Origin of the sequence: Paenibacillus swuensis, from assembly GCF_001644605.1 — a bacterium.
Lineage (GTDB): Bacteria > Bacillota > Bacilli > Paenibacillales > DY6 > Paenibacillus_N > Paenibacillus_N swuensis.
Genome location: NZ_CP011388.1, coordinates 964,158 through 987,789, shown reverse-complemented (window position 1 = coordinate 987,789; position 23,632 = coordinate 964,158). Strand labels below are relative to the sequence as shown.

Genomic DNA, 23,632 nt, shown 5'->3' with positions numbered 1-23,632 from the left:
ATGATACAATCTGTAACATCCCTTATACTATTCTACTGCTCTATTCCCAGTTCCTTTTCTATTCCAAAATGATAAAGACGCCTTACCGCGGAGGAAAGGCGTCTTGTGAATTATGGTTGAAGTAAAGTTAGCGGTTGTCCACTTTTTCCGGATACAAATCATGGTTCATCATCCGATGGAAGGCCATCTCTTCGTACTTGGTCCCAGGCTTGCCGTAATTGGTGTACGGGTCAATGGAAATGCCGCCGCGGGGGGTGAATTTACCCCATACTTCAATGTAGCGCGGATCCATCAGCTTGATGAGGTCATTCATGATAATGTTCATACAGTCCTCGTGGAAATCGCCGTGATTTCGGAAACTGAAAAGGTAGAGTTTAAGAGATTTGCTCTCTACCATTTTCTCGTCGGGAATGTAGCTGATATAGATGGTCGCGAAATCCGGCTGACCCGTAATCGGGCAGAGGCTGGTGAACTCCGGACAGTTGAATTTAACAAAATAATCCCGATACGGATGCTTATTGTCAAAGGATTCGAGAATCTGCGGACTGTATTCAAAAAGATACTTGACCTGCTGATCGCCCAGCAAGGTTAAATCTTGCAGCTCGCCTTGGGCTCTGCCCGGTGCGGGTGTTGATCCATTTATTGTAGGTTGTGACATGTTGGTTATCGCTTCTTTCGGTTTAGTTTTTTTAGAGAGGGAGTTTGCAAACCTCTTATCGATTGTGACGCAGGTGCAGGTGCAGTGCAGGTGCAGGTGTAGGTGCAGGTGCAGGTACAGGTGCAGGTGCAGGTGCAAGTGAAGGTAACAAATTACGCTTCGGTGATGCCTGGTTACGCTATATTTCGTGGTATATGGGAGATTCCCGAGAATAAGGAAACGAAATTCGCTCATAGGTCGCCGAAAAGACCTCTGAGCGAATTTCGTTACGCTAATTTGTTTTAATACCTGAGTCAAGCCGAAATAAGCGTAATTTAGCTGCACCTAAGCGAAAATGGTTACCTTAGCACTGAAGCAGGAGTGCCCAAGTGCCCCAAGTGCCCCAAGTGCCCCAAGTGCCCCAAGTACCCCAAGTACCCCAAGTACCCCAAGTACCCCAAGTACCCCAAGTACCCCAAGTACCCAAGTATCCATCCCGGTCCTTTTCCTCGCAGCGACCTTAACGGTTGCTGAGGATCGTCTCGTACGTCGTGCGGTCGGCGCCACGGACGAGCTTGAGCAGCAGCTCTTTCGCCGCGGCATAGTCGTCCACATGGATGATCGACGCCGCGGTGTGAATGTAGCGCGAGCAGATGCCCACGACAGCCGACGGTACGCCGATGCCGTTCAAATGCACTTCGCCGGCATCCGTGCCGCCGGGCGAGATAAAGTACTGATACGGAATTTTGTGCGTGCTCGCCGTATCCAGAATATATTCGACCATCCCGTTATGGGTGATCATCCCCCGGTCGAGAATGCGCAGCAACGCGCCCTTGCCCAGCTGGCCCATCGCGTTGCGGTCTCCGCTCGCGTCATTGGCCGGCGACGCGTCCAGCGCGAAGAACAAGTCCGGGTGGATCAGCGCCGCAGCCGTCTTCGCTCCGCGCAGGCCGACTTCCTCCTGCACCGTCGCACCGGTGTAGACTACGTTCGGCAACGCCGCGCTTGCCCCGCCTGCCGCCGAACCGGCCGCAGTGGAACCCGCAGTCTCTGCCGAACCGGCCTCGCCCCCGGCGCTCTTCGCTTGGCCGCCGAGCTCCTTCGCGAGCTCAATGGCCAACCCTACGCCGTAGCGGTTGTCCCAAGCCTTGGCCATAATCTTCTTGGGATTGGCCATCGGCGTGAACGGGCAGATCGGCACAATCGGCAAGCCCGGGCGAATGCCGAGTCCGAGAACTTCGTCCTTACTGTCCGCGCCGATATCGATGTGCATGTGCTTCATATCCATCGGCTTGTTCCGCGTAGCCTCGTCCAGCAGATGCGGCGGCACGGAGCCGATGACGCCCACAATCGGGCCGTTCTTCGTGATGACGTGGACGCGCTGCGACATCATCGTCTGGTTCCACCAGCCGCCGAGCGGGGTGAAGCGAAGCATGCCGTTGTCGGTGATGGAGGACACCATAAAGCCGACTTCATCCAGATGGCCCGCGACCATAATGCGGGGACCTTCTTCGTTGCCGCGGAAGACACCGAACACGCCGCCGAGACGGTCATGCACCAGCTCATCCGTGTATTGAGACAATTGCGATTCCACAAATGCGCGCAATTCTCTTTCATGGCCCGGCGCCGCGGGCGTTTCCGTCAGCGTGCGAAACAATTGAAGCGTATCTTCATTCATGTGTTCAGCTCCTTTTAATAACAATAGACAAGAATATTCTTCGATTATAACGCAAAAACCGCCCAAAAGCCCGTCCGCACATGGGAGAGTAATAATCCCTATTTTTCCATATAATACTTAGAGCTGATTTAAATATTTACAAACCGTGTAAGGTTTCTCTTGCGGTCGTTTAGGGAACCTTGCTATGCTTAGGGGGAACAACGGCGCGAATTTAATCCGGGAAACGGAGAGGATCATATGGCAACAACGCGAATAGAAAAGGATTTTTTAGGTGAAAAAGAAGTATCGACAGAGGCGTACTACGGCATTCAAACGCTGCGCGCGGTCGAAAACTTTCCCATTACAGGCACACCGGTGCACCCGGAATTAATTCGATCATTAGCGATTGTGAAAAAAGCGGCGGCCATCGCCAATATGGATACGCATCAACTATCAGGCCCCATCGGCGAGGCTATTATCAAGGCAGCGGAAGAGGTAGCGATCGGCGGGCTGGCGGACCAGTTTATCTCGGATTCCATTCAGGGCGGCGCGGGCACCTCCATTAATATGAATATGAATGAAGTATTGGCGAATCGGGCGCTGGAGCACCTCGGCAAGGAGAAAGGCGACTATTTCCACTGCAGTCCGAACAATCACGTGAACATGTCCCAATCGACGAATGATGCGATCCCGACGGCGCTGAAGCTGGCGGCTTACCGGCTGACGCAGCAACTTCTGGAGACGATGGATGAGTTACATAAGGGCTTTACCGAGAAGACCGTGGCGTTCGATGCTGTGATCAAAATGGGGCGCACCCACCTCCAAGACGCCGTGCCCATCCGGCTTGGACAAGAGTTCGGAGCTTATGCGAAGGTGCTGGGCCGAGATATCGAGCGGATTCGCCGTTCGGCGGACAACCTGTTGACGGTCAACATGGGCGCAACCGCCGTAGGGACAGGGCTGAACGCGAAGCCCGAGTACATCGAGCAAGTAATTGTGCATCTGGCGGAAGGCTTCGGGGTGCCGGTTCGGAAAGCGGATGACCTCGTGGATGCCACGCAGAACACCGACGCCTACATTGAACTGTCGGCCGCCTTGAAAGTATGCGCGGTGAATATGTCGAAGATTTGTAACGACATCCGCATGATGGCATCCGGACCGCGCGCCGGTTTAGGCGAACTGATTCTGCCGGAGCGTCAGCCGGGCTCCTCCATCATGCCGGGTAAAGTAAATCCGGTGATGGCGGAAGTCGTGAACCAGGTGGCCTTCCAGGTCATGGGTAACGATCACACGATTTGCCTGGCTTGCGAAGCGGGGCAGTTCGAGCTGAACGTGATGGGGCCTGTCATCGCGTTTAATCTGTTGCAATCCATTAAGATCCTCAACAACGGACTCGATGTATTCAACCGCTTCCTAATTGCGGGCCTTGAAGCCAACAACGCGCGATGCAGTGCATATGTTGCGCAAAGCTTCGGCATCGTGACCGCGCTGAACCCGCATCTGGGCTACGAAGTAGCGGCGCGTCTTGTGAAAGAGGCTTTGCAAACCGGGGGCAATATTAAGGACATGATTATAGAACGGGGCATTCTCACCGAAGCGGAGGTCGAAGAAATTCTGGATCCGGTTCAGATGACGACACCGGGCATTTCCGGGGAGAGACTTTTGATTCAGGAATAGATCCAACCCGACCGAGAACCGAAGGAGATTCACATGACTGAAAGTAAAACATCCATCTATCTGTTGGGCAGCATTCAATGGCTGTTCTTTATGTTCACCAATACCGTAGTCATCCCGCTGTCCGTGGGCGCCGCGTTCCAGCTGCCGCCTGAAGCGGTGGAGTCGACGATGCGGATCTCGTTTATTTTGACCGGAGCCGCTTGTCTGATTCAAGCTTTGTTCGGGCACAAGCTTCCGTTAATGGAGGGTCAGTCCGGTTTGTGGTGGAGTTTAATTCTAAGCCTTGGCGCCGCGACAGCATCCACCGGCGGGTCCCTGGAAGTGCTTGGCGGTTCCCTGTCCATGGGTTTGATCCTGTCCGGATTGGTGGTGGCATTGCTGGGTGCGCTCGGGGTGGGAAAAGTGCTGTCCCGCTGGTTTACACCTAACGTGATGGCCGTGTTCCTGTTTCTGCTGTCGTTCCAGCTTAGCTCGATCTTTTTTAAAGGCATGCTGGGGCTGACGACCCGCTCCACCATTCATCTGCCCGAGGCGGGCTTGTCCGTGGGGCTCGTCATTCTCGTGCTTGTGCTGAGTATCAAGGGCAAAGGCACGATCAGCAACTATGCGATCCTGATCGGCATCATTGTGGGATGGATCGCGTACACGTTGTTGTTACCTGTTCCGGCGGAGCAAGCAGCGGCAACGGAAGGAGGGAGCGGCATCCTGTTGTTCCCCTGGGGTTCGCCCAGCGTCGACATCGGTATTCTGCTGACGGCGCTCCTGGCGGGACTCGTCAACATGACGAACAATATCGCCAGCATCAAGGGCGCTGAGCCGATTTATAACCGCAAGACGGAAGAGCCGCAAGTACGCCGCTCGCTCATCTGGACCGGGCTCTTCACGTCCGTGTCCGGCGTGTTCGGCACCGTGCCGTATGCGCCTTATTCTTCGTCGCTCGGCTTCCTGTTGTCGACGCGCATACTGGAGCGAGCGCCGTTCATTATCGGCGCCTCGATGTTTACGCTCATCGGCATCATACCGGTGCTCGGCAACTTTTTCTCGAGTTTGCCGATTTCCGTCGGTGACGCGGTGCTGTTCGCGGCCTATCTGCAGCTGCTGGGCTCGGCCCTGCGCAACGTGGAAGGCGTCACCTACAACTACAAAACCATCTACCGCATCGCCATCCCCGTTCTGCTCGGGGTCTCGCTGTTGACGGTGTCGCCGACGGTGTTCGCGTCCTTACCGGGTGCGGTACGCCCGCTGATCAGCAACGGCCTCCTGGTCGGCGTGCTGTTCTCCATCGCTTTGGAGCGCGGCGTGAAGTGGGATGCTTATGAAGTGAAGCCGCGTTAAAGGGGAAACAAGCCACTGTATGCCGCAGCAAGCCGCAGCGAGTTTCGCCAAGCGCGTGAGTGGCGCAAGCCTTAGCGCGCAAATCGTGCTAAGTTGCGCCAAACAAGCCGCGCTAGGCCACGGCACGCAAATCGCGCCGCGCCCCGCGTTGCCGTGCAATCCGCCCTTACGCGCTAAATGTGCTAATTACAATAAATTTAGTTTATTATTAACTTTAGAAGGCATTCATTGTACAATCTACATCCGATCAATCTATAATGGCTGCAAGGCCCAGAAATAAATGTTATGAGTTGTATCCAGTACAACTGTTACCTCTTCCAAAATTCAAATAGAGAGGTTTAGTTGTACTGAGTACAATTCCACCCGCACGCACAACTCAGCCCAACAGCCGCAAGCCTAACATCCACCCAAATCTAGCACCCGCACCACGACACTTGCCCGATAGCAGCACCCACACCACGACACTCGCTCAACAGCAGCACCCACACCACATCATTCGACCCACAGCAGCACCCGCACCACGACACTCGCCCGACAGCAGTACCCACACCACGACACTCGCTCAACAGCAGCACCCACACCACATCATTCGACCCACAGCAGCACCCGCACCACGACACTCGCCCGACAGCAGTACCCACACCACGACACTCGCACAGGATCGGTTAATTTATACCAAATTCGTTGCAAAACATGGTTCATCACTGACACACGGTTGTCAGAGTTACGTCTGTAAGATGATGTTATAAAGCGATGAGGGAGAGAATTAAAATGAATCAAATAACTGAAGCACACAATGATCAAGAGATAGGTATCGTATTCATCCACGGGGCAGGATTGAACAGCAGTATCTGGGATGCGGTCATATCAGAGATGGAGGTTCCATGCCTCGCGGTACATTATCCCGGTCGCTCAGGTGATGAACGATCCCTGAAATCGTTGACGATCAACGACTATGTCGCGCATATGACAGCTCAGATTGAGCGATGGGGCGTACGCAAATTCGTGATTGTGGCTCATTCGTTAGGCGGAGCGCTTGGCTTGAAGGTTGCTGAGGTTATGGGGGAGCGGGTCAAAGGTTATATTGCTGTTGGGGCTGCTATTCCTAAGGATGGAGGGTCCTTTCTGTCCATACTGCCGTTCCCGAACCGGCTGATCATGGGAATCATGCTTCGTTTGCTTGGCACAAAACCGCCGGAGTCCGCCATCAAGCAAAGTCTGTGTCATGATCTGACGTCTGAACAAACAGAGACCATTGCTCGCAACTTTGTCGCGGATTCCGCTCGGATTTATCTGGACCGTTATGAAACGCATGCTCCGGATGTTCCTAAGTTATATGTGAAGCTGGCTGAAGATCGCGACCTAAGCTTGCCGATTCAAGAAAGCGCGGCGGCGAATCTCAAAGCGGATGATACGATTACGCTGCCTTGCGGTCATCTGCCGATGCTGAGTCAACCTCAAGCCCTGAGTGAAGCCCTTCGGACATTTCTGGATAACAAAATTTAACCACATTCCAACGTAAACGCACCAAATGTCCATCACTCACGTACAAAATGGTTCCCAATGTCCTTCGTATAAAAGACACCGGTTTTATTTCGATACAGTCGGGGGTCCTTCTCATTTTATCCATATGTGGAGTCTTAATAGTTGATCCTAATACTACCTATAGATATCGCCGGCTTATGTGCAAAAACAATCCCGTGTCCACGCTTTGAAGGACATTCTGCTGTGAAATGTTTATGTGGGGAAGACATGTTGGGTTATCGTTATTCAAATGAGCGTAGGTGCTTTATTTTACATGAGAATATAGTGATCTGAGCGCATAATCCATATGTGCTCTTACCTATGTTATATTTGTATTAGTACCAGGTTCTAATCTGAAACCTTCTGTAGCTCTTCTCGTCTTAGTCATAGACAGTTTAAACAAGGAGGCTTGATCCATTTGGACAAAATGAGAACGCGCCAGACGGAGTGGGAGGAGCAGCAAACGTATGTTCATCTCCTTTTCAGTATGTCGGACGCGGGAACGATGAAGGTTTCACTTAGTAAAATCGGCAAGCGGGCGGAAAGCAGAGTCTATGCGCTTAACGATCTTTTCTCGCAAGGTCCTCTCTGGAATCTGGAAGAGGAAGCCGGCAGACGTCAAAGGATGGAGTGGATGTTGGATCATAGTGTAGAACCTGTATGTAGCCACTCTTATCGTTCTAATCACGAGGGTCAGATTGAATCTATGATAGACTTGCTTCAGAGCGTACCTGAGAGCAAACACATTATCATCTGGCATAGCGATAACGCGCATGAGCAAGTCGGTCTCCGGTTTGCGCTCCATGTATTACGTGAGCGGAAGACGCCTGTCCATACCATAAATGTGTCTCAATATGAGGCTTCTTACGAACCATTTCTGCCGAAAGTATATGCTTTTGGTCAATTGAAAAGTGAAGATGTTCAGGGGTTGTTAGAGAGTGCGGGAGACGAGTTTCTTTTGCAAGAAGGGGAAAGGAGAAGGTTGGAAGCAGAGTGGAAAGAGCTTGCTGAAGGCGGAGGGACGCTGCGATTGTGGGAGGACGGACGGATTGTAACGGTTCCCGAGGATTCCTTGGATGAACGGCTGATTCGGATCATCGAACATCTGGAAGCTGAAAAGGAACAGGAGCAACAGGAACAGGAGCAACAGGAACAGGAGCAACAGGAACAGGATCTAGAGGAATTGGATGTGAAGTCTCTTTTGGACAAAATGCAGGAAGAAGACGATATGGCGCAGGGTGAAAATCGCGTGAGACGGGGGTTGTTTTTTATAGGAATGTCCTCCGGGCACGGACAGAATAAGGCGTTTGTCCGGGCGGGCCGAGTCGTGCAGGAAACGGAAAAGTGGGGGCAGCTCATCGGTTACTCTTACATCGAATATCGGTTGTGGACGTTGATTAGCGACGGCGTCTTGGAGTTTTCAGGTTTGCCGGGGGCGATGTACCGCTACAGCGTGAGGGTGAAGAAGTAGTGGACACAGTCAGATGGGAGAGACAACATGTTATTTATTATTGGATTAGCGGTAGGGATCGGACTTATGATTTCGAATCAGTACTCGATGATTAAACGTTTGCGCGGCGTGGAGAGGACTTTGATGGAGATTAGGGATGAAATTAAGAAATCACAACAATAAGAACAAGCCCTTATGTCCACTTGTGGAACATGACGGGCTTGTTTTTTTATATAACAGTGTGGAGGATCGTTAACTCCATTAATGTTTGCGTGCGTTAAATTCTTCGCGAACGGCATCCAGATGCGCGGGGTCGCTCAGCAAGTCCCATCCCGTGCGCGCCAACGCGGCAGCGCCGAACACCAAGGCTTCCATGCCGCGGTCATCGCCGACCGCTTCACGGAACTCCTGTGTGTGCAAGTCATAAGGACAATCCGGGACACGCACATACGGATGTACCGCGGGGACGACATGGCTCACGTTGCCAAGATCCAGCGAGCCGTGATCCAGACCGGATTGGATCTCGGCCGGGTTCACGCCAAGCTCGATCAGATTGGCTGTAAACAGATCCGACAACGTCTGATTCGTGATCATGTTGTCATAGCTGAGCTCGTAGTTGGAGATGTCCAACGTACAGCCCATGGCTAACGCGGCGGCTTCGCCCGCCCGGCGAACCTTGTCCACCACGCCGTGCAAGGTGGACTTCTCCGCTGCGCGCACGTAGAACTGCGCCTGCGCAAAGTCCGGCACCACGTTCGGCGCGATCCCGCCGTGGGAGATGACGCCATGGATGCGCACATCCGGCGTCACATGCTGGCGGAGCGCATTCACGCTGTTAAACAGCTGAATGACGCTGTCGAGCGCGTTGATGCCGTCCTGAGGGTTCGCCGCCGCGTGCGCGGCCTTGCCTCCGTAGCTGAACTGCAGGGCCTCGATGGCCATCGAAGCGCCGCTTCGCTCCCATGCCTTGTAAGGATGCGCCATCATGACCGCATCCACGCCGTGGAAGAAGCCTTGCTCGGTCATCGGCACCTTGGCGCCGTTCGTTTCCTCGGCCGGTGTGCCCAACACCACGAGCTTGCCGCTCCGCACGGCGCCCGTTTCTTTCAGCGCGATGGCGGCGGTCACGCTCATCACGCCGATGATGTTGTGGCCGCATGCGTGCCCCAACCCCGCCAAGGCGTCGTACTCCGCCAGGTAGGCCAGGGTTGGTCCCGCGGCCCCGCTGTCCCATGTCGCGCGGAAAGCTGTGGGGATGCCCGCCACGCCGCGCTCCACGGTGAATCCGTACCGCTCTAACAGTTCGGTCAGCGACTTCATCGCTTCATACTCCTGGTTGCCGAGCTCCGGGTGGTTCCATATGTGTTTACTGACGGTAATCCATTCATCCCGCCGTGATTCAATCCAAGTGGAAATGCTCTCTTTGGTCATCTGGCCCTGCGCCTACTTTCTTCCTGTATCTACTATCCACAATATCAAATCACCCCTTGAGTTTCAATGCGGAGGCTGTTACCCTTAAATAATTAGCAGGACTGGGTGTGTATCGTCTATTTTGTTCAGTCCAAAAGGGGTACTACCTATGCAATGGTTAACAGTCATTCTGGCGGTCATGAACATAGCCGGATTTATCATGATGGGCACGGATAAGAAGCGGGCGCGCAACCAAGAGTGGCGGATTCCGGAAACCAACTTATTCGGAGCGGCCTTTCTCGGCGGAGCGTTAGGGGTGTTGGCGGGGATGAAGGTGTTTCGGCACAAAACACAGCATCTTTCCTTCCGGTACGGCATTCCGGCGTTACTTGTGTTCAATATCGCGGTTGTTTATTATATGGTTTCGAAGTTAGGGATGTAGGGGAGGGCCCGGTGATGGCACGCAAAAAGAAAGAGGATTTATACCAAGGCGATCTATTCGACTTGTTTGGAGAGCAAGAAGGGGACGCGGGACAGGCTGCAGAGGCAGCATCGGCTCCGGCGGAGCAAGCCGCAGGGACAGCGGGGCAAGCCTACGGGAATGGGCAGTCGGCAGGAACGGCTGCCCATTCCGCGAAGGCGGAGAGGGAGCTGAGCCACTACGAGCTGAGCGTGGCCAGGGCCGCGTCTGCGGCAAGCTCCGCGTCGGCGAGCGGGCCGGCGGCCACTGCAGCAGCGCTAGCCGATGCGGCGGCTTTCGGCAGCCAGCAGGTGCTGTTCGCCGGCGCTTCGGCGGCCAAGCAGCCGAGGCTGTCGGAGCATCTGCGCCTGGCCGCCCTGCAGGAGCTGAAGCTGCAGGAAACGAGCGCGCGCGCGGTATGCGAGACGCTGATCAAGAAGCACGGCGCATCGGACAAGCGTTATGTTACGGAGAAGCCGTACATATTCGCGGATGTGTGCCGGTATTTGGATCAGCTGTGCGCCGAAGGGCAGTGTGAGCTGATGTCGCAGGATCCGGCGGATCGCCACTACCGCTGGCTGGGATAAGCCAGCGGTCGAGCGGGTCGCAGCTATACATTATTATTACGTGCAAGCAAACTAGCCTTCCCTTGGTTTATAGGTGGGGCTATTTGACGTTATTCTGATAAAATATTACAAGTAAATTTTATCCAAGTGTATTATTATGAGAATAAACGGTGGACTAGGGTCCACAGAGCAAAGGGGTTATAATGAATAGGAATCTGATCAAAATCGAGGGATTACTTGTTTTTGCCGCTTGCATTTACGCCTATGTGATGAGTGATTACAAACTGTTGTGGTTCTTTGCTTTTTTATTACTTCCCGATTTGTCTATGTTTGGCTATTTAGGAGGTAATCGGATCGGTGCGATCTCGTATAATCTTGCTCATACGTATGTAATAAGCGGACTCATCCTGTTTTTGGGAATACTGGCAAACAGCGATATGCTGATTCAAGTCGGTCTCATTTGGACAGCCCATATCGGGATGGACCGGGTCATGGGATATGGATTGAAATACGAAACCCATTTCAAAGATACGCATCTAAACCGAATTTGACGCACTCCATTGAACCGCAATAAGGCCAGGAACCCCTAAACAGGGATTCTTGGCCTTATGTTCCTTATGAGGGCCTCAAGCACACTCGCACCGTTACCGCTTGATCACCGCAATTGTCACCGAATCGGCTTTCAGCATCACCGGGTCATCGCCCCGGTTAATCTCCAGCTCCAGCGGTTCCTCCTGCAGATGCAGCCTCTCCCAGCCGTCATAATTCCGGCTAAGCAGATTGAGCACATCATCCTTGGACTTGATAATCTCAAACAACGTCTCGCGCTTCTTCCCTGTGGCGATATCATACTCTTCAATGTTGGTGTGCATCACGATGGTGTTGATGCCGCCTACCTTGGTGCCGTCCGCCATCGACTTCAGCACCTTGTGCAGCGACGCTTCCGACTTGACGTGCTCCAAGCTGGAGCATGCGATCATATAATCGTACGTATCCGGCGGGATCACGTAATCGCTGATGTCGGATTTCTCTGTGACTATGGCGCTCTTCACGCCGAATTTGGACGCGTACTGTCTCAGCTTGGTGAGCGCTTTGCCAAGCAAATCTACACAAACTACCTTGCCTCCGGCGGGCATGGCGATTTCCGCGAGCGGGATACTGTTACGGCCGATTCCGCAGCCCAGATCCAGCATATTTAAAGGCTTCCCTGTGTTCAGCCGATTCGCCATGCGCAATACGACGCCGACCGGCTTGTGAAGCCAGGTTCCTTTTTCATACAGACTGTAATGTTCGTAATAGTTCTCGTGGTACTCCCGTTCCTCTTTCCGTATGTGCTCAATGCGTGCGTTCATCGTTCCACTCACTCCTCTATCTAGGTAATTTTAATAGTAATTACCCAGATTTTCAGGAATGCACACGAAAAGTTTTATGAAGTTTTTATCATATGAGCGCAGGCCCGCAACACACGCTCCACTTCCGGAGCAAAAACCGGCTTGCTGATAAAGTCCCGCATTCCCGCAGCCAAAGCGTTTGTCCGATCCGAAGACTGGGCAAAAGCGGTCACAGCCACAATATAAGGCGATTTATGCGCATAGCGTTCCCGGATGATGGTTGTAGCTTCCAGTCCGTCCATGACCGGCATCTGAATGTCCATGAAGATGAGGTCGTAATCGGCCGCATCCAAGGCTTGCAAAGCATCTTGCCCGTTGCTTGCTGCCGACGAAGTGTAGCCCAGTTTATCCACAACCGCCGTCAAAAGCTGAACATTTACAGTATTGTCATCCACAATCAGGATGCGAAGCGGTCCGAAGGGCTCAAGCGCTTTATCCTGCGGGTGAGGCAGCTTCATCACGGTCTCCGGTAACGCCGTCACGGTTTCCGGATGCCCGGAGTTCAGATCCTGGGAAGGTCCGCTGTTCTGAATTCTATCCATGGAAATATCCAACGAGTGACCTTCTGCCGGTTCAAAAGGGATCACAAAGTAAAACAAGGAACCCGCGCCTTCCTCGCTGTCGACGCCGATGGAGCCGCCCATGAGTTCAACCAGCTTTTTGCATATAGCCAGCCCTAAACCTGTTCCGCCGTATTTCCGATTGATGGCCGGGTGGATTTGCGAGAACGACTGGAATAACTTGTTCTGCAGGTTCTCCGGAATCCCGATGCCCGTGTCCTGTACTTTGAACTCCGCATAGACTCTACCGGTTGCGCTTCGGCTATGGGCTGTCGCACTGAGATGGATATGTCCTCGATCCGTAAACTTGACCGCGTTTCCGACCAGATTAATCAGAACCTGCCGCAGCCTTCCGGCGTCGCCCAACACCACAGGCATTCGTTCTCCATGTTCAGCACGCAATTCAATCCCCTTTTCCGCCGCTTTCGGCGCAAATAAATCGGTAACCTGGCTCAAGACATTGGCGATGTCCATGGGGTCTTGGAGGAGGTTCATTTTGCCTGCCTCAATTTTGCTGAAATCCAGAATCTCGTTCAATATATACAAGAGCGCGTCACTGCTGAATTGAATGGTCTCAAGGTAGCTCCGTTGTTCTTCCGTCAGTTCCGTATCTGCCATCAGGTCCGCCATGCCCATAATACCGTTCATCGGGGTTCGCAGTTCATGACTCATAATGGCAAGAAACTCGGATTTTACACGGTCCGCGTGCTCAGCCGACTCTTTGGCCTGAATAATCTCCTTCTCGCTCGTAATGTCACGAAATACCACAACGGCGCCTTTAGGCTCCCCTTTATCAAAAATCGGCGTCACTTGGTAGTCAACCAGAAAGCTGGAACCGTCCTTGCGCCAGAATACGGACTCCCTGTTCTGATGTGAGACCTGTTCCTTCACAGCGCGGGAAATCGGCGTTTCTCCAAACGTGAATTGCAGCCCGTCCGCACCGGACTGTTGCAGCATGCCCAGATAAGCGGTGCCGATCAGCTCGTCCGGTTGAAAGCCAAGCATAGCCGCTCCCGCAGGATTAATGAACATCGCGGTGCCTTCCAGATTCAATCCGAAGATACCTTCCGTTACAGCGTTCAGAATGAGCGAGTGCTCGTAGCTGAGTTTCTCAATTTGTTCCGTATAACGGATCCGCTCCGTAATATCTCTTGTAATTCCGTATACACCCACCACTTCGTTATCGATAATAATCGGAATGTTCGTGGAGTTAATTTCGATATCGCGGCCGTCTTTATGAATAATGGTCAAATCATAGCTTTGCGGGATGCCCTCGGTCGCTTTCCCAAAGTGATACTGCGTTTTGGCCAGATCCTTCGGATGCACAATGGGGCCCCAGTACATGCCGATGAGCTCTTCCAGCGAGTAACCTGTTATTCTTTCTAAGTTTGCGTTAGCCGTCAAATAATCTCCGTTCAAATTCATGGAATACACCGCGGCCGGATTGTGGTCAAAAAGGGATTTATAACGCTGCTCGCTTTCTTTCAGCTGCTCTTCCATGCGTGTTCGTTCCGTGATATCTTGCGCCATCCCAATTAGTTTGAGCGGTTGTCCGGTTTCATCATGGGTTACTTCCCAGGTTAAGTGAACGGTTTTCACAGTATTGTCCGGCAGTAGAATACGAAGTGTATGGTCTGCAGACTGCCCCTGTTTCAACACCGCGCTAATAGCTTCGGCGGCGCCTTCGCGGTCTTCGGGATGGACCAGGGCCTGGAATGCATCCGGCGAATATTCAACGGGTTGCAGCGCGTAATTGAATATTCTTCTTATATCTTCAGAGTAGTAGAGCACCGATTGCTGTAAATCCCACTCCCAGGGACCCAAAAGAGCGATCCGATGCGCTGTGGCAATAAGGTTGGTGGAGTATAATGGATTGGCAGGAGCCGAGTGATGGATGATTTGCAAAAGAATGGAAGAAGTCAGCGCATCAGGAGCACTTTCCATCATTCGGGAGTCTTGCAAAGACAGAACAACTGGATGTCCTTCCTTATGATTAAAGGAATGTTTATATGTGAACAGGGGATCTGCATCCCTGCCTTGGGTAAAGAAAAAATCAAGGGAATCCGGTGAATCAGGGGTATCCGTTGAACGCGCGGATCTATAAGTATCATAAAGCGTCCCTTCCATTTCTGCGGGGGTGTATCCCAGCATGGCCGCGAACGAGGGATTAACCTTCAGCCATGTGCCCTCCGACGGCGAAATGACAGCCATACCGCAGGAAGCTTGATTAAATATGGTCTCAAAATGAACTTGTGACAACACGGGCGGGCCTCCCTCAGATGATGTTGCTTTGGTGCGGAATAATATGTAGAGTATACACCTTTTTGGCGAGGGATGAAAAATAAAGCGCTTTTTTGCGGAAGTTGTGGAAAAAAAGATATAACCGGCCGAGGGGCCGGTTCAGCTTTTGTCCGTGAATAGGGTGAAGAAATCGGTGCTTTGGACGAAGTTGATTTTCATTCCTGTCTTCTCGAAGACCCGAAGTCCGCCCATCTGCGCGTCCTTGTCCTCCACCCAGCCACGGCGCTCAATCTCCGTGACATAGGCAGGAGGGATGCTGGATTCGTCCCGGACGCCTTCAAAGGTGTAACGGATATAACGAATATCCGGATTATTGGATTTATGGTTCGTTGGTTTAGCAGCGGCCGGCACGGGAAACTCCGAATGCAGTGCGGAAGGTTTGTACGAGCATAAGTCAGGTTCATTGACTTGGGAGTTGCTGTACGTGAACGCCGCGTAGATTGCGGCAAGGGCTATAAACAACATTAGAATAACAGGGAGTTGCCATTTTCTTCTCATTTAGTAAAGACCCTTTCAGCAAATAGTTGTATTAAGTAGACGAATATCGCCAACAAAAGTTGCAATAAATAAGCCTCTATCGAGGCCTCTCAGGGTGGGCGACCGTGTTCTTGGCTCTGTTGTAAACTAAAGAGTTCGCGCGCGAGGCTGGATTATGTTGTTTGGTCAACTGCCACGTATTAAATGCATTTCAGCGCCGATGCTGGGTTATCCCGAAGAATCAGGTGAACAGTATATTAGTTCCAATGCTGGGTTATCCCTAAGAATCAGGTAAAAATTTTCAAAAAACACTTGTAATAAGAACATTTGTTTGGTATTATATGACATATACAGAACGTGTGTTCCGGTAATGCGCAAGGGGAGTGAGGATCGTGTCTATTCATGAAGTAACTTTCGATCAGTTTAGACGTAAGTATCATGATGAGGCTTCATGTCTGCCAATCCTGATCTCAACCAAATGGCCCAACGGTTACCGTTGTCCACGATGCAACTGCGTTGATGCCCATGTCATTACTACACGTCGACTCCCCCTGTATGAATGCCGCAACTGCAAGTATCAAGCTTCCCTTCTCGTGGGAACGATTATGCAAGGAAGCCGCACTTTGTTGCATAAATGGTTTCAAGCTTTATTTCTCATTGCTAACCCTTCAGCTTCAATCAACGCGGTGCAACTATCAACCATTATTGAAGTCACGTATAAGACGGCTTGGTTGATCCTTCATAAACTTCGCCATGCCATTCAGCAAGGAGATGCAGATCAGCTGCTCACCGGACTTGTCGAAGTGATTTCAGCGGAGTACAATCCGTGCAATTTCCATATTAAAGGCTTTAAGACGATGCGCAATGAGCAGCCATTTGTGGGAGGGGTCTCTCTTAACTATGGTGATGTTTCCTATGTCAAGCTGAAGCATGTTTTTATACCGAAACATCATCCTAACAAAGAACTTAGTTATTGGGATTATTCCAACTTCATTGAGAATCATGTCAGTCATTCTGTCCGAGTTCCTTTTATTCATTATGGTTCAAGAAAGGAGAACGCTTGCGACACATTAAATATCATCTGTGATTCTGTTCCTGTTCGAATAAACGAGCGATATTACGGGGTAAGCGACAAGCATTTACAATCGTATCTGGATGAAATCTCCTATCGGATCAACCATTCGTTTAAACCGAACCGTGCGGTTTCAAAATTATTTAAGCTGTTCATTGGTACACCTGCTGTTACTTATAAACAACTCATTTCACGCAAACCGATGTGCTTACATGAACAGATTGCTTAACTCAAGGACAACCATTTTTTACAATTTTATATTTCCTTCTCTAAACACATTAACCCTCATTTTTCCCAAGAACAAAAATTCACTTCATTGCCTTCTTCGATCACACCACTGAGCCTTCGAGATGACCCAGCATTCCAGCTCTTCTGTCACACCACTGAGCCTTCGGGATAACCCAGCATTCCAGTTCTTCGATCACACCACTGAGCCTTCGGGATAACCCAGCATTCCAGTTCAAATAAGTATTACTAAACACCCTCTAAAGAAGTGCAAACCCTATTTATCACCCATATTTTATATACTTTCTATCAATTTAAAATAACCCTCTTCATGGGAGAAGAGGGCTTGCAATCACTCTATAGCTTACTGTCGTCCACGCTGTCCAGCCATTGCTCAATCGTATCGATGACCGATGCCACGCAGCCGTCCTCAAACGGCGAGATCAACCCGGCGACTCGGACCAGCTCCGTGAACGGCTTGCTGCCGCCTTCTTTGCACAAACGAAGGTAGTCTTCCCAGGCTTGTTCCGGCGTTTCGACAGAGCGTTTCCAGAACTGGAACGCGCACAATTGCGCCAGCGTGTAATCGATGTAGTAGAAGGGACTGCGGTAGATGTGAGGTTGCTTTTGCCAGAATCCGCCGCGCTCCAGATAAGCATTGTCTTCATATGTGCGATGCGGCAGGTATTTGCGTTCAATATCGCGCCAGGTTTGCTTGCGTTCCGCGGGTGTCATTTCCGGACGGGCATACACTTCGTGCTGGAACTCGTCAACAGCCACGCCGTACGGAATGAATTCCAGCGCGCCGCTAAGATGAATGAACTTATATTTATCCGTATCCTCCTCGAAGAACAGCTTCATCCACGGCCACGCGAGAAATTCCATGCTCATGGAGTGAATTTCACAGGCTTCATATGTTGGGAACGCATACTCCGGCACCTCATAATCTCTGCTGCTATACACCTGGAAAGCATGGCCCACTTCATGGGTTAACACGTCAATATCGCCGGAAGTTCCATTGAAGTTGGAGAAGATATAAGGAGATTTATAACTGCTGAAATAGGTACAGTAACCGCCGCCTTGTTTGCCTTGCTTGGCTACCAGATCCAGCAAAGCATTCTCACGCATATACGTAAAGAAATCATCCGTCTCCGGAGACATTTCCGCATACATCCGGCTGCCCCGATCGACGATCCATTCCGGATCTCCCTTAGGCTTCGCGTTACCGGTAGGCGCTTTATAGCTTTCATCGTAGTATTTCAGTTGATCTACGCCGATTCTTGCTTGTTGGCGGTCTTTCAGTTTTTGGGCGACGGGAACGATGTATTCCAACACTTGATTGCGGAAGGCGGCAACGTCGTCAGCCTTGTAATCCGAGCGGTTTAAGCGCATATAGGCCAGTTCCGTGAACGTTTCAAAACCCAGCTTGCGGGCAATCTGTGTACGTATCTTCACCAACTGATCGTATAGATCGTCCAACTGCTCTTCGACACCTTCGATCAGGCTGTACCGCAGCTCGGAAGCATGGCGGCGCGTCTCTCGATCCGTCGATTCCGTGAAGGGAATTAATTGTGACAAGTTGCGTTCTTCACCTTGGAATTCCACTTTCAGCGACGCCATTAATTTAGAATATTCACTGGCTAGCTTATTTTCTTTCACAAGATCGTCGACGATCTCCGGGCTGTATGTATTCAGGGACATTTCGGCAATGCGGAACAGCTGCTTACCCCATTTCGCCTCAAGCTCCGTACGATATTTGGATTCCACAAGCGCTCGGTAATAGTCGGTAACCAGTCCTTGGTACTGCGGCTCGGTTTCGTCCACAAACTCCTGCTCCGCCTTATAAAATTCATCCCGCGTATCCACCGAATGGCGCACGACTGCGATCTGGTTCATCGTTTCCAATTCGTTGCGGAGCGTATTGATTTGGGCCATGATGTCATTTTGGATGTCAAAAGAAGACGCGGCGCGGAACTCCTCCAACAATGCTTTAAATCGGGCTTCCATAGCCGGGAAATCCACACGCTTGTACTCGTATTCCTCAAATCTCAAACCGAACACATCCTTTTCTTTTTCCGGATTGGCTGACTGAAATGGCCAGTGGTCTATTTCTAATATACAGGATTTAGGCGGCGGATATATAGTCTATTTTGATTAAATGAAGATGCTCCGGGCCCGCAGTCTTGCGGAAAGGGTTAGAAAACTAGTCGGGCAGATGGTAGAGTAGAGGGAAAGGTTTACGGGGTGAAAAAGAGCTAGGGAGGCATGGGGATGGAACGGATGGAGAGGGAGCAAGGTAAGGAGCAGGGCATGGAGCAAGGTAAGGAGCATGGCGTGAGGCAGGACGTGGAGCTGTTTGGGGAGCAAGGAGTTGTGAAAGGCGCGGAGCAGGTAGTTGTGAAGCGAGGTGCAGATCAGGGCTTGGAGCAAGGCGTAGAGCAGGACGTGGGGCAAGGTGTGGAAAGGGATAGGTATTCCCGGCAAGAGCGGTTTGCCGGGATCGGGGCGGAGGGGCAGCGCCGACTTGGGGAGGCGCATGCCCTCATTGTAGGTGCCGGGGCGCTCGGCACCGGCAACGCGGAAGCGCTGGTGCGCGCGGGCGTCGGCACGGTCACGATCGTGGACCGGGACTACGTCGAGTGGAGCAACCTGCAGCGTCAGCAGCTTTACGCCGAGGCGGACGCGCGGGAGCGTCTGCCGAAGGCCATGGCAGCCGCCGCTCGGCTGCGCGCCGTGAACAGCGCCGTCGACATCCGCCCGGTGGTGGCGGATGTGACGACGGCGGAGATCGCGGCGCTCGTCGTAGGCGTCGACGTCATTGTCGATGCCACGGATAACTTCGACACGCGGCTGCTCGTGAACGATATTTCGCAGCAGCGGGGCATCCCATGGATCTACGGCGCTTGCGTCGGCAGCTACGGCCTGACGTTCACGGTGATCCCGGGGGAAACTCCTTGTTTGCATTGCCTGCTGGAGACGGTGCCCCTGGGCGGCGCGACTTGCGATACGGCGGGGATCATTTCCCCGGCCGTCACCATGGTCGTCGCCCATCAGGCCGCCGAAGCGCTGAAGCTGCTCTCCGGCGCCCGCGACGCCGTTCGTCACAAGCTCGTCTCGTTCGACTTGTGGACGAACCAGTACACCGCCATTGATGTGCGGAAGATGCGCCGGTCCGCCTGCCCTTCGTGCGGCGATCACCCGACGTATCCGCACCTCTCGGCGTCGGAGCACACGCGCACGGCCGTCCTGTGCGGCCGCGACACCGTGCAGATCCGCCCGCCGCACCCATCCCGACGCAGTCTGGATGAGGTGGCCGCCGCGCTCTCCCGCCTTGGAGACGGCGCCGTCGAGCGAAACCCTTACCTCGTCTCGTTCACCGTGGGCGAACACCGCCTGGCCATCTTTGAGGATGGCCGTGTCCTGGTCCACGGCACCAAAGACATCGCGGCCGCGAAGACGCTGTACCACCGCTACCTTGGGTAGCGACCCCGGCCCGCGGTGTAACGGCCTTTTTGGCCGTAAGCGGCCTCGTCCCACGGCGTAACGGCCTTTTTGGCCGTAAGCGGCCTCGCCCCGCGGTGTAACGTCCTTTTCGGCCGTTAGCGGCCCCGGCCCGCGGTGTAACGCCTTTTTGGCCGTAAGCGGCCCTGGCCCGCGGTGTAACGTCCTTTTCGGCCGTTAGCGGTCCCGGCCCGCGGCGTAACGGCCTTTTTGGCCGTAAGCGGCCCCGCCCGCGGTGTAACGGCCTTTTTGGCCGTTAGCGACCTCGTCCCACGGCGTAACGGCCTTTTTGGCCGTAAGCGGCCCCGGCCCGCAAAAGATGTAATTCCTATAATCCTTTTTTCCCTTTACACGCCTCATGAAACGGTGTTCAATTAATAGATCATAACCATTAGGAGTGTTAGCAGCGTGGAATGGGACATCTTGGTATTTCTCCTGGCCGCAGGCTTCATCGCGGCTTTTATAGATTCGGTGGTGGGCGGAGGCGGATTGATTTCGCTGCCGGCCCTGCTGTTGACGGGCATGCCGCCTACGGTGGCGCTCGGAACGAACAAACTGGCGAGCTCGATGTCGTCCTTGACCAGTTCACTTTCCTTCTTTTTCTCAGGCAAAATCAACATCAAGCTCGTCCGCTGGCTCTTCCCTCTGTCGCTGGTCGGTTCAGCTGCCGGTTCGTATGTCGTGACCCTGTTGCCGTCGGAATTTCTGAGGCCGCTGGTTGTCATTCTTCTCATCGTCATGACCGTCTACACGGTCTTCAAAAAAAAGAAAGTCGATGAAATCAAAGACATTCTCCTTACGAACAAAATCTATACAATAACCGCCATATTCGCTCTTATTCTTGGCTTTTATGACGGGTTCTTCGGACCGGGCACGGGCGCGTTCCTGATCTTTGGATTTGTTCTGGTCGGCTTCGATTTTGTGCGAGCCGCAGGCAATGCCAAAGTGCTGAATTTCGGGAGCAACATTGCCTCCCTCATTACATTCGCCTTTCTCGGACAAGTCAATTACGCGTACGGCATTCCGATGGGCATCGCCATGATTTTCGGCGCTTTGGCCGGTTCGCAGCTTGCCATCCGCAAAGGCAGCTCATACGTCAGACCGCTGTTCATCGCCATCACAGTCGTGCTCATCGGTAAACAGGTTTACGACTTGCTCAAGTAACTTTCATGCAAAATCTCAGCCCACGCTTTCGTCTTATTTATTCAGTCCTATCTCATTAAAGGAGAGAACATTCATGACGCTGTTACCTTCATTCACATTACAGGGCCAGACAGCCCTCATCACAGGAGCCGGCCGAGGAATCGGTCAAGCCATCGCCATCGGTTACGCCGAGGCGGGGGCGGATGTGGCTCTGTTGGCCCGCACGCCTCATCAAATGGAGGAGACAGCCGCGGCCATCCGCGATCTCGGTCGCCAAGCGTATATCATTGAAGCGGACTTAAGAGATCAAGCCGCCACGCAAAAAGCTGTCGACGACCTGCTTCAAACCGTCGGACGCGTCGACATCCTGGTGAACAATGCGGGCATGAACATTCGCTCCAAAGCGTTGGATGTAACAGACAATGAATGGGAAACAATTATGCAGACCAATTTGAAGTCCGCGTTCTTTTTGTCCCAACAGGTAGGTAAACACATGAAAGAACACGGAGGCGGACGGATCGTCAACATTTCCTCCGTGGGCGGTCATACGGCGCTTAGAACGGGTGTGGTATACGCATCCACCAAAGCCGCTATGATCCAAATGACCAAAGTCCTCTCGCTGGAGTGGGCAACCTTCGGCATTCGGGTGAACGCGATCGGTCCATGGTATTTCCGCACGCCGCTGACCGAGAAGATCCTTGCGGATCCACAATACCTTGGCGAAATATTGGCGCGCACACCCATGAACCGGGTGGGGGAGCTGCAGGAGTTGGTGGGTCCGGCTGTGTTTCTTGCCTCGGATGCGTCCTCTTACATGACGGGACAGACGCTGTTTGTGGACGGGGGCATGACCATTTACGGTTTTTAACAAATTTGCTGGATGTCTGGTCACCCACACTAACCATTGACGGAAATGTGGAAGGGACATTCCAGATTTAAGCGGATTTTTAAGCATAGGAGGAAGGAGACAAAACACGAATGAAGCTTAAGTTACCGCGGTTATCCCTACTGAAGGAGTTCCACCCGGTAGTACTGGTATTGCTTGCGGGCACCGTATTCGCTAGGGCGGCGAGCTCCATGAGTTTGCCGTTTCTGGCCATTTATTTGCACAAAACAGCCGGGATGGACGCGCTGACCATCGGCTTTATTATAGGTTTGGGGTCGCTGACAGGAACGTTGGGCGGATTCTTTGGCGGCCATCTTTCGGATAAGGTGGGGCGCAAAGGCGTTATGCTGGCGGCCGTTTACCTGTGGGGACTTGTGTTTCTGGGTTTTGCGTTGACCAAAGAGCCTTGGCTTCTCGCCTTGCTGAACATGCTGAACGGTTTATGCAGGTCATGGTACGAGCCGGTATCCCAAGCGCTGATGGCGGATGTCACGGACAAGGAGAAGCGAATGCGTGTGTTCTCTCTGCGATATTTAGCCATTAACATTGGCGTATCGGTAGGACCGCTGCTAGGGGCAACCTTCGGTTTGCTGAATGCGGATCTTCCGTGGATCCTGACAGGTATGTTCTACCTGACCTATGGTGTGTCGCTTCACCTCTTGTTGAATCGCTTCGGGATTCGCCGGATCGAAGGGGAGAAGAAGGAAAGCACCACACTAGTGAAAGCTATGAACATATTACGCCAGGACAAGGCTTTCCGGTATTTCATCTTCGGTAACATTATGGTGGCGATCGGTTATGCCCAAATGATGTCCACGTTATCTCAATACGTGGGCGAACAGTTTAGCGCGGCGGAGCTTTTTGCCTGGATGATGAGCTTGAACGCGATCATTGTCATCGTATTTCAACTTCCGTTCTCGCGTTGGAGCGAGAAGCGAACGCCGCAAACCGCGATACTGGCAGGGTCCTTGCTGTTTGCGCTGGGCCATCTCGGTTTTGCTTACTCCACGGCATGGTGGGGCATGCTGCTGGCTATGGCGGTGTTTACGTTCGGTGAAATCCTCGCCTTTCCGGCCGAAACCTTGCTTCTGGACCAAATTTCACCTGAACATATGCGGGGGACCTACTACGGAGCGCAGACGCTTTCTTCATTCGGCCACGCATTGGGTCCTTGGATTGGGGGTTACCTGCTTCATGAATACGGCGGCACGACCCTGTTTGTTGTGATTGCTGTCATTTCCGTAACGGCTCCGGTCTTTTTCCGGTTGGGTGCGCGGGTTAAGCCAGGCCGAGCGATTGACGGATCGATTTCCAAGATGCAAGCCTAACCGAACATACAAGCCTAACCGGGACCGTGTAC

General features: G+C 52.6%; 21 protein-coding genes. 13 read left to right on the top strand and 8 right to left on the bottom strand.

Annotated features, from left to right (window positions below; genetic code table 11):
- Positions 1-127: 127 nt before the first annotated feature.
- Both queF and SY83_RS04235 read right to left on the bottom strand, forming a co-directional pair.
- Positions 128-658: a preQ(1) synthase gene (gene queF, locus SY83_RS04245; RefSeq protein WP_068604553.1), complete on the bottom strand. Its 531-nt coding sequence runs from the start codon at positions 656-658 to the stop codon at positions 128-130.
- Positions 659-1,157: 499 nt separating this feature from the next.
- On the bottom strand, positions 1,158-2,315 hold the full coding sequence (locus tag SY83_RS04235) for a M42 family metallopeptidase (protein WP_068604549.1): 1,158 nt from the start codon (positions 2,313-2,315) through the stop codon (positions 1,158-1,160).
- 237 nt (positions 2,316-2,552) lie between these two features.
- Here SY83_RS04235 and aspA point away from each other — a divergent pair, with 237 nt between their 5' ends.
- The 5 genes from aspA (at position 2,553) to SY83_RS23620 (ending at position 8,463) form a co-directional block, all read left to right on the top strand.
- Entirely contained in the window at positions 2,553-3,971 is a 1,419-nt protein-coding gene (gene aspA, locus SY83_RS04230) for an aspartate ammonia-lyase (protein ID WP_068604547.1), read from the top strand.
- 33 nt (positions 3,972-4,004) lie between these two features.
- A complete protein-coding gene (locus tag SY83_RS04225; RefSeq protein WP_068604545.1) occupies positions 4,005-5,306 on the top strand; it encodes a uracil/xanthine transporter in 1,302 nt (433 codons plus the stop codon).
- Positions 5,307-6,077: 771 nt separating this feature from the next.
- Positions 6,078-6,812 carry an alpha/beta fold hydrolase gene (locus tag SY83_RS04220; RefSeq protein ID WP_068604543.1) on the top strand — a complete coding sequence of 245 codons (735 nt, stop codon included), beginning with the start codon at positions 6,078-6,080 and terminating at the stop codon, positions 6,810-6,812.
- A gap of 445 nt (positions 6,813-7,257) precedes the next feature.
- Positions 7,258-8,301 carry a DUF1835 domain-containing protein gene (locus tag SY83_RS04215; protein ID WP_231891427.1) on the top strand — a complete coding sequence of 348 codons (1,044 nt, stop codon included), beginning with the start codon at positions 7,258-7,260 and terminating at the stop codon, positions 8,299-8,301.
- A 27-nt stretch (positions 8,302-8,328) separates the two neighbouring features.
- On the top strand, positions 8,329-8,463 hold the full coding sequence (locus tag SY83_RS23620) for a hypothetical protein (protein ID WP_269453472.1): 135 nt from the start codon (positions 8,329-8,331) through the stop codon (positions 8,461-8,463).
- A gap of 78 nt (positions 8,464-8,541) precedes the next feature.
- On the opposite strand, the gene SY83_RS04210 is transcribed toward SY83_RS23620, so the two are convergent.
- Positions 8,542-9,711: a M20 family metallopeptidase gene (locus SY83_RS04210; protein ID WP_068604540.1), complete on the bottom strand. Its 1,170-nt coding sequence runs from the start codon at positions 9,709-9,711 to the stop codon at positions 8,542-8,544.
- 148 nt (positions 9,712-9,859) lie between these two features.
- Here SY83_RS04210 and SY83_RS04205 point away from each other — a divergent pair, with 148 nt between their 5' ends.
- The 3 genes from SY83_RS04205 to SY83_RS04195 all read left to right on the top strand — a co-directional run bounded on the left by SY83_RS04205 (position 9,860) and on the right by SY83_RS04195 (position 11,267).
- On the top strand, positions 9,860-10,132 hold the full coding sequence (locus SY83_RS04205) for a DUF1294 domain-containing protein (protein ID WP_068604538.1): 273 nt from the start codon (positions 9,860-9,862) through the stop codon (positions 10,130-10,132).
- A gap of 14 nt (positions 10,133-10,146) precedes the next feature.
- Complete coding sequence (locus SY83_RS04200; protein ID WP_068604535.1) at positions 10,147-10,737, top strand: DUF3895 domain-containing protein; 591 nt, start codon at positions 10,147-10,149, stop codon at positions 10,735-10,737.
- Positions 10,738-10,919: 182 nt separating this feature from the next.
- The gene (locus SY83_RS04195; RefSeq protein ID WP_068604533.1) at positions 10,920-11,267 is read left to right on the top strand and encodes a DUF4260 domain-containing protein; all 348 of its coding nucleotides are present in this window, start codon (positions 10,920-10,922) and stop codon (positions 11,265-11,267) included.
- Positions 11,268-11,360: 93 nt separating this feature from the next.
- Here the strand turns inward: SY83_RS04195 and SY83_RS04190 are convergent, their stop codons facing one another.
- The 3 genes from SY83_RS04190 to SY83_RS04180 form a co-directional block, all read right to left on the bottom strand.
- Positions 11,361-12,068, bottom strand: a complete 708-nt coding sequence (locus SY83_RS04190; RefSeq protein WP_068604531.1) for a class I SAM-dependent methyltransferase — start codon at positions 12,066-12,068, stop codon at positions 11,361-11,363.
- A gap of 74 nt (positions 12,069-12,142) precedes the next feature.
- Positions 12,143-14,929, bottom strand: coding sequence for a PAS domain-containing hybrid sensor histidine kinase/response regulator (locus SY83_RS04185; protein WP_231891371.1), 2,787 nt, complete (start codon positions 14,927-14,929; stop codon positions 12,143-12,145).
- A gap of 138 nt (positions 14,930-15,067) precedes the next feature.
- The gene (locus SY83_RS04180; protein WP_197479966.1) at positions 15,068-15,433 is read right to left on the bottom strand and encodes a hypothetical protein; all 366 of its coding nucleotides are present in this window, start codon (positions 15,431-15,433) and stop codon (positions 15,068-15,070) included.
- 404 nt (positions 15,434-15,837) lie between these two features.
- Here SY83_RS04180 and SY83_RS04175 point away from each other — a divergent pair, with 404 nt between their 5' ends.
- Entirely contained in the window at positions 15,838-16,746 is a 909-nt protein-coding gene (locus SY83_RS04175; RefSeq protein ID WP_197479965.1) for a transposase, read from the top strand.
- 353 nt (positions 16,747-17,099) lie between these two features.
- Here SY83_RS04175 and SY83_RS04170 read toward each other — a convergent pair whose 3' ends face one another.
- Positions 17,100-18,794, bottom strand: coding sequence for a M3 family oligoendopeptidase (locus tag SY83_RS04170; protein ID WP_068604525.1), 1,695 nt, complete (start codon positions 18,792-18,794; stop codon positions 17,100-17,102).
- Between the two features lie 219 nt (positions 18,795-19,013).
- Between SY83_RS04170 and SY83_RS04165 the strand changes: the two genes are divergently transcribed.
- A complete protein-coding gene (locus tag SY83_RS04165; protein ID WP_231891370.1) occupies positions 19,014-20,225 on the top strand; it encodes a MoeB/ThiF family adenylyltransferase in 1,212 nt (403 codons plus the stop codon).
- A 195-nt stretch (positions 20,226-20,420) separates the two neighbouring features.
- On the opposite strand, the gene SY83_RS23005 is transcribed toward SY83_RS04165, so the two are convergent.
- Complete coding sequence (locus SY83_RS23005) at positions 20,421-20,603, bottom strand: hypothetical protein (RefSeq protein WP_157279782.1); 183 nt, start codon at positions 20,601-20,603, stop codon at positions 20,421-20,423.
- A 48-nt stretch (positions 20,604-20,651) separates the two neighbouring features.
- Here SY83_RS23005 and SY83_RS04160 point away from each other — a divergent pair, with 48 nt between their 5' ends.
- The 3 genes from SY83_RS04160 to SY83_RS04150 all read left to right on the top strand — a co-directional run bounded on the left by SY83_RS04160 (position 20,652) and on the right by SY83_RS04150 (position 23,600).
- Positions 20,652-21,407 (top strand): sulfite exporter TauE/SafE family protein, encoded by a 756-nt coding sequence (locus SY83_RS04160; RefSeq protein WP_068604523.1) that lies wholly within the window; start codon positions 20,652-20,654, stop codon positions 21,405-21,407.
- A gap of 73 nt (positions 21,408-21,480) precedes the next feature.
- Complete coding sequence (locus tag SY83_RS04155) at positions 21,481-22,254, top strand: SDR family NAD(P)-dependent oxidoreductase (RefSeq protein ID WP_068604522.1); 774 nt, start codon at positions 21,481-21,483, stop codon at positions 22,252-22,254.
- Positions 22,255-22,364: 110 nt separating this feature from the next.
- Positions 22,365-23,600: an MDR family MFS transporter gene (locus tag SY83_RS04150; protein WP_068604520.1), complete on the top strand. Its 1,236-nt coding sequence runs from the start codon at positions 22,365-22,367 to the stop codon at positions 23,598-23,600.
- Positions 23,601-23,632: the final 32 nt, after the last annotated feature.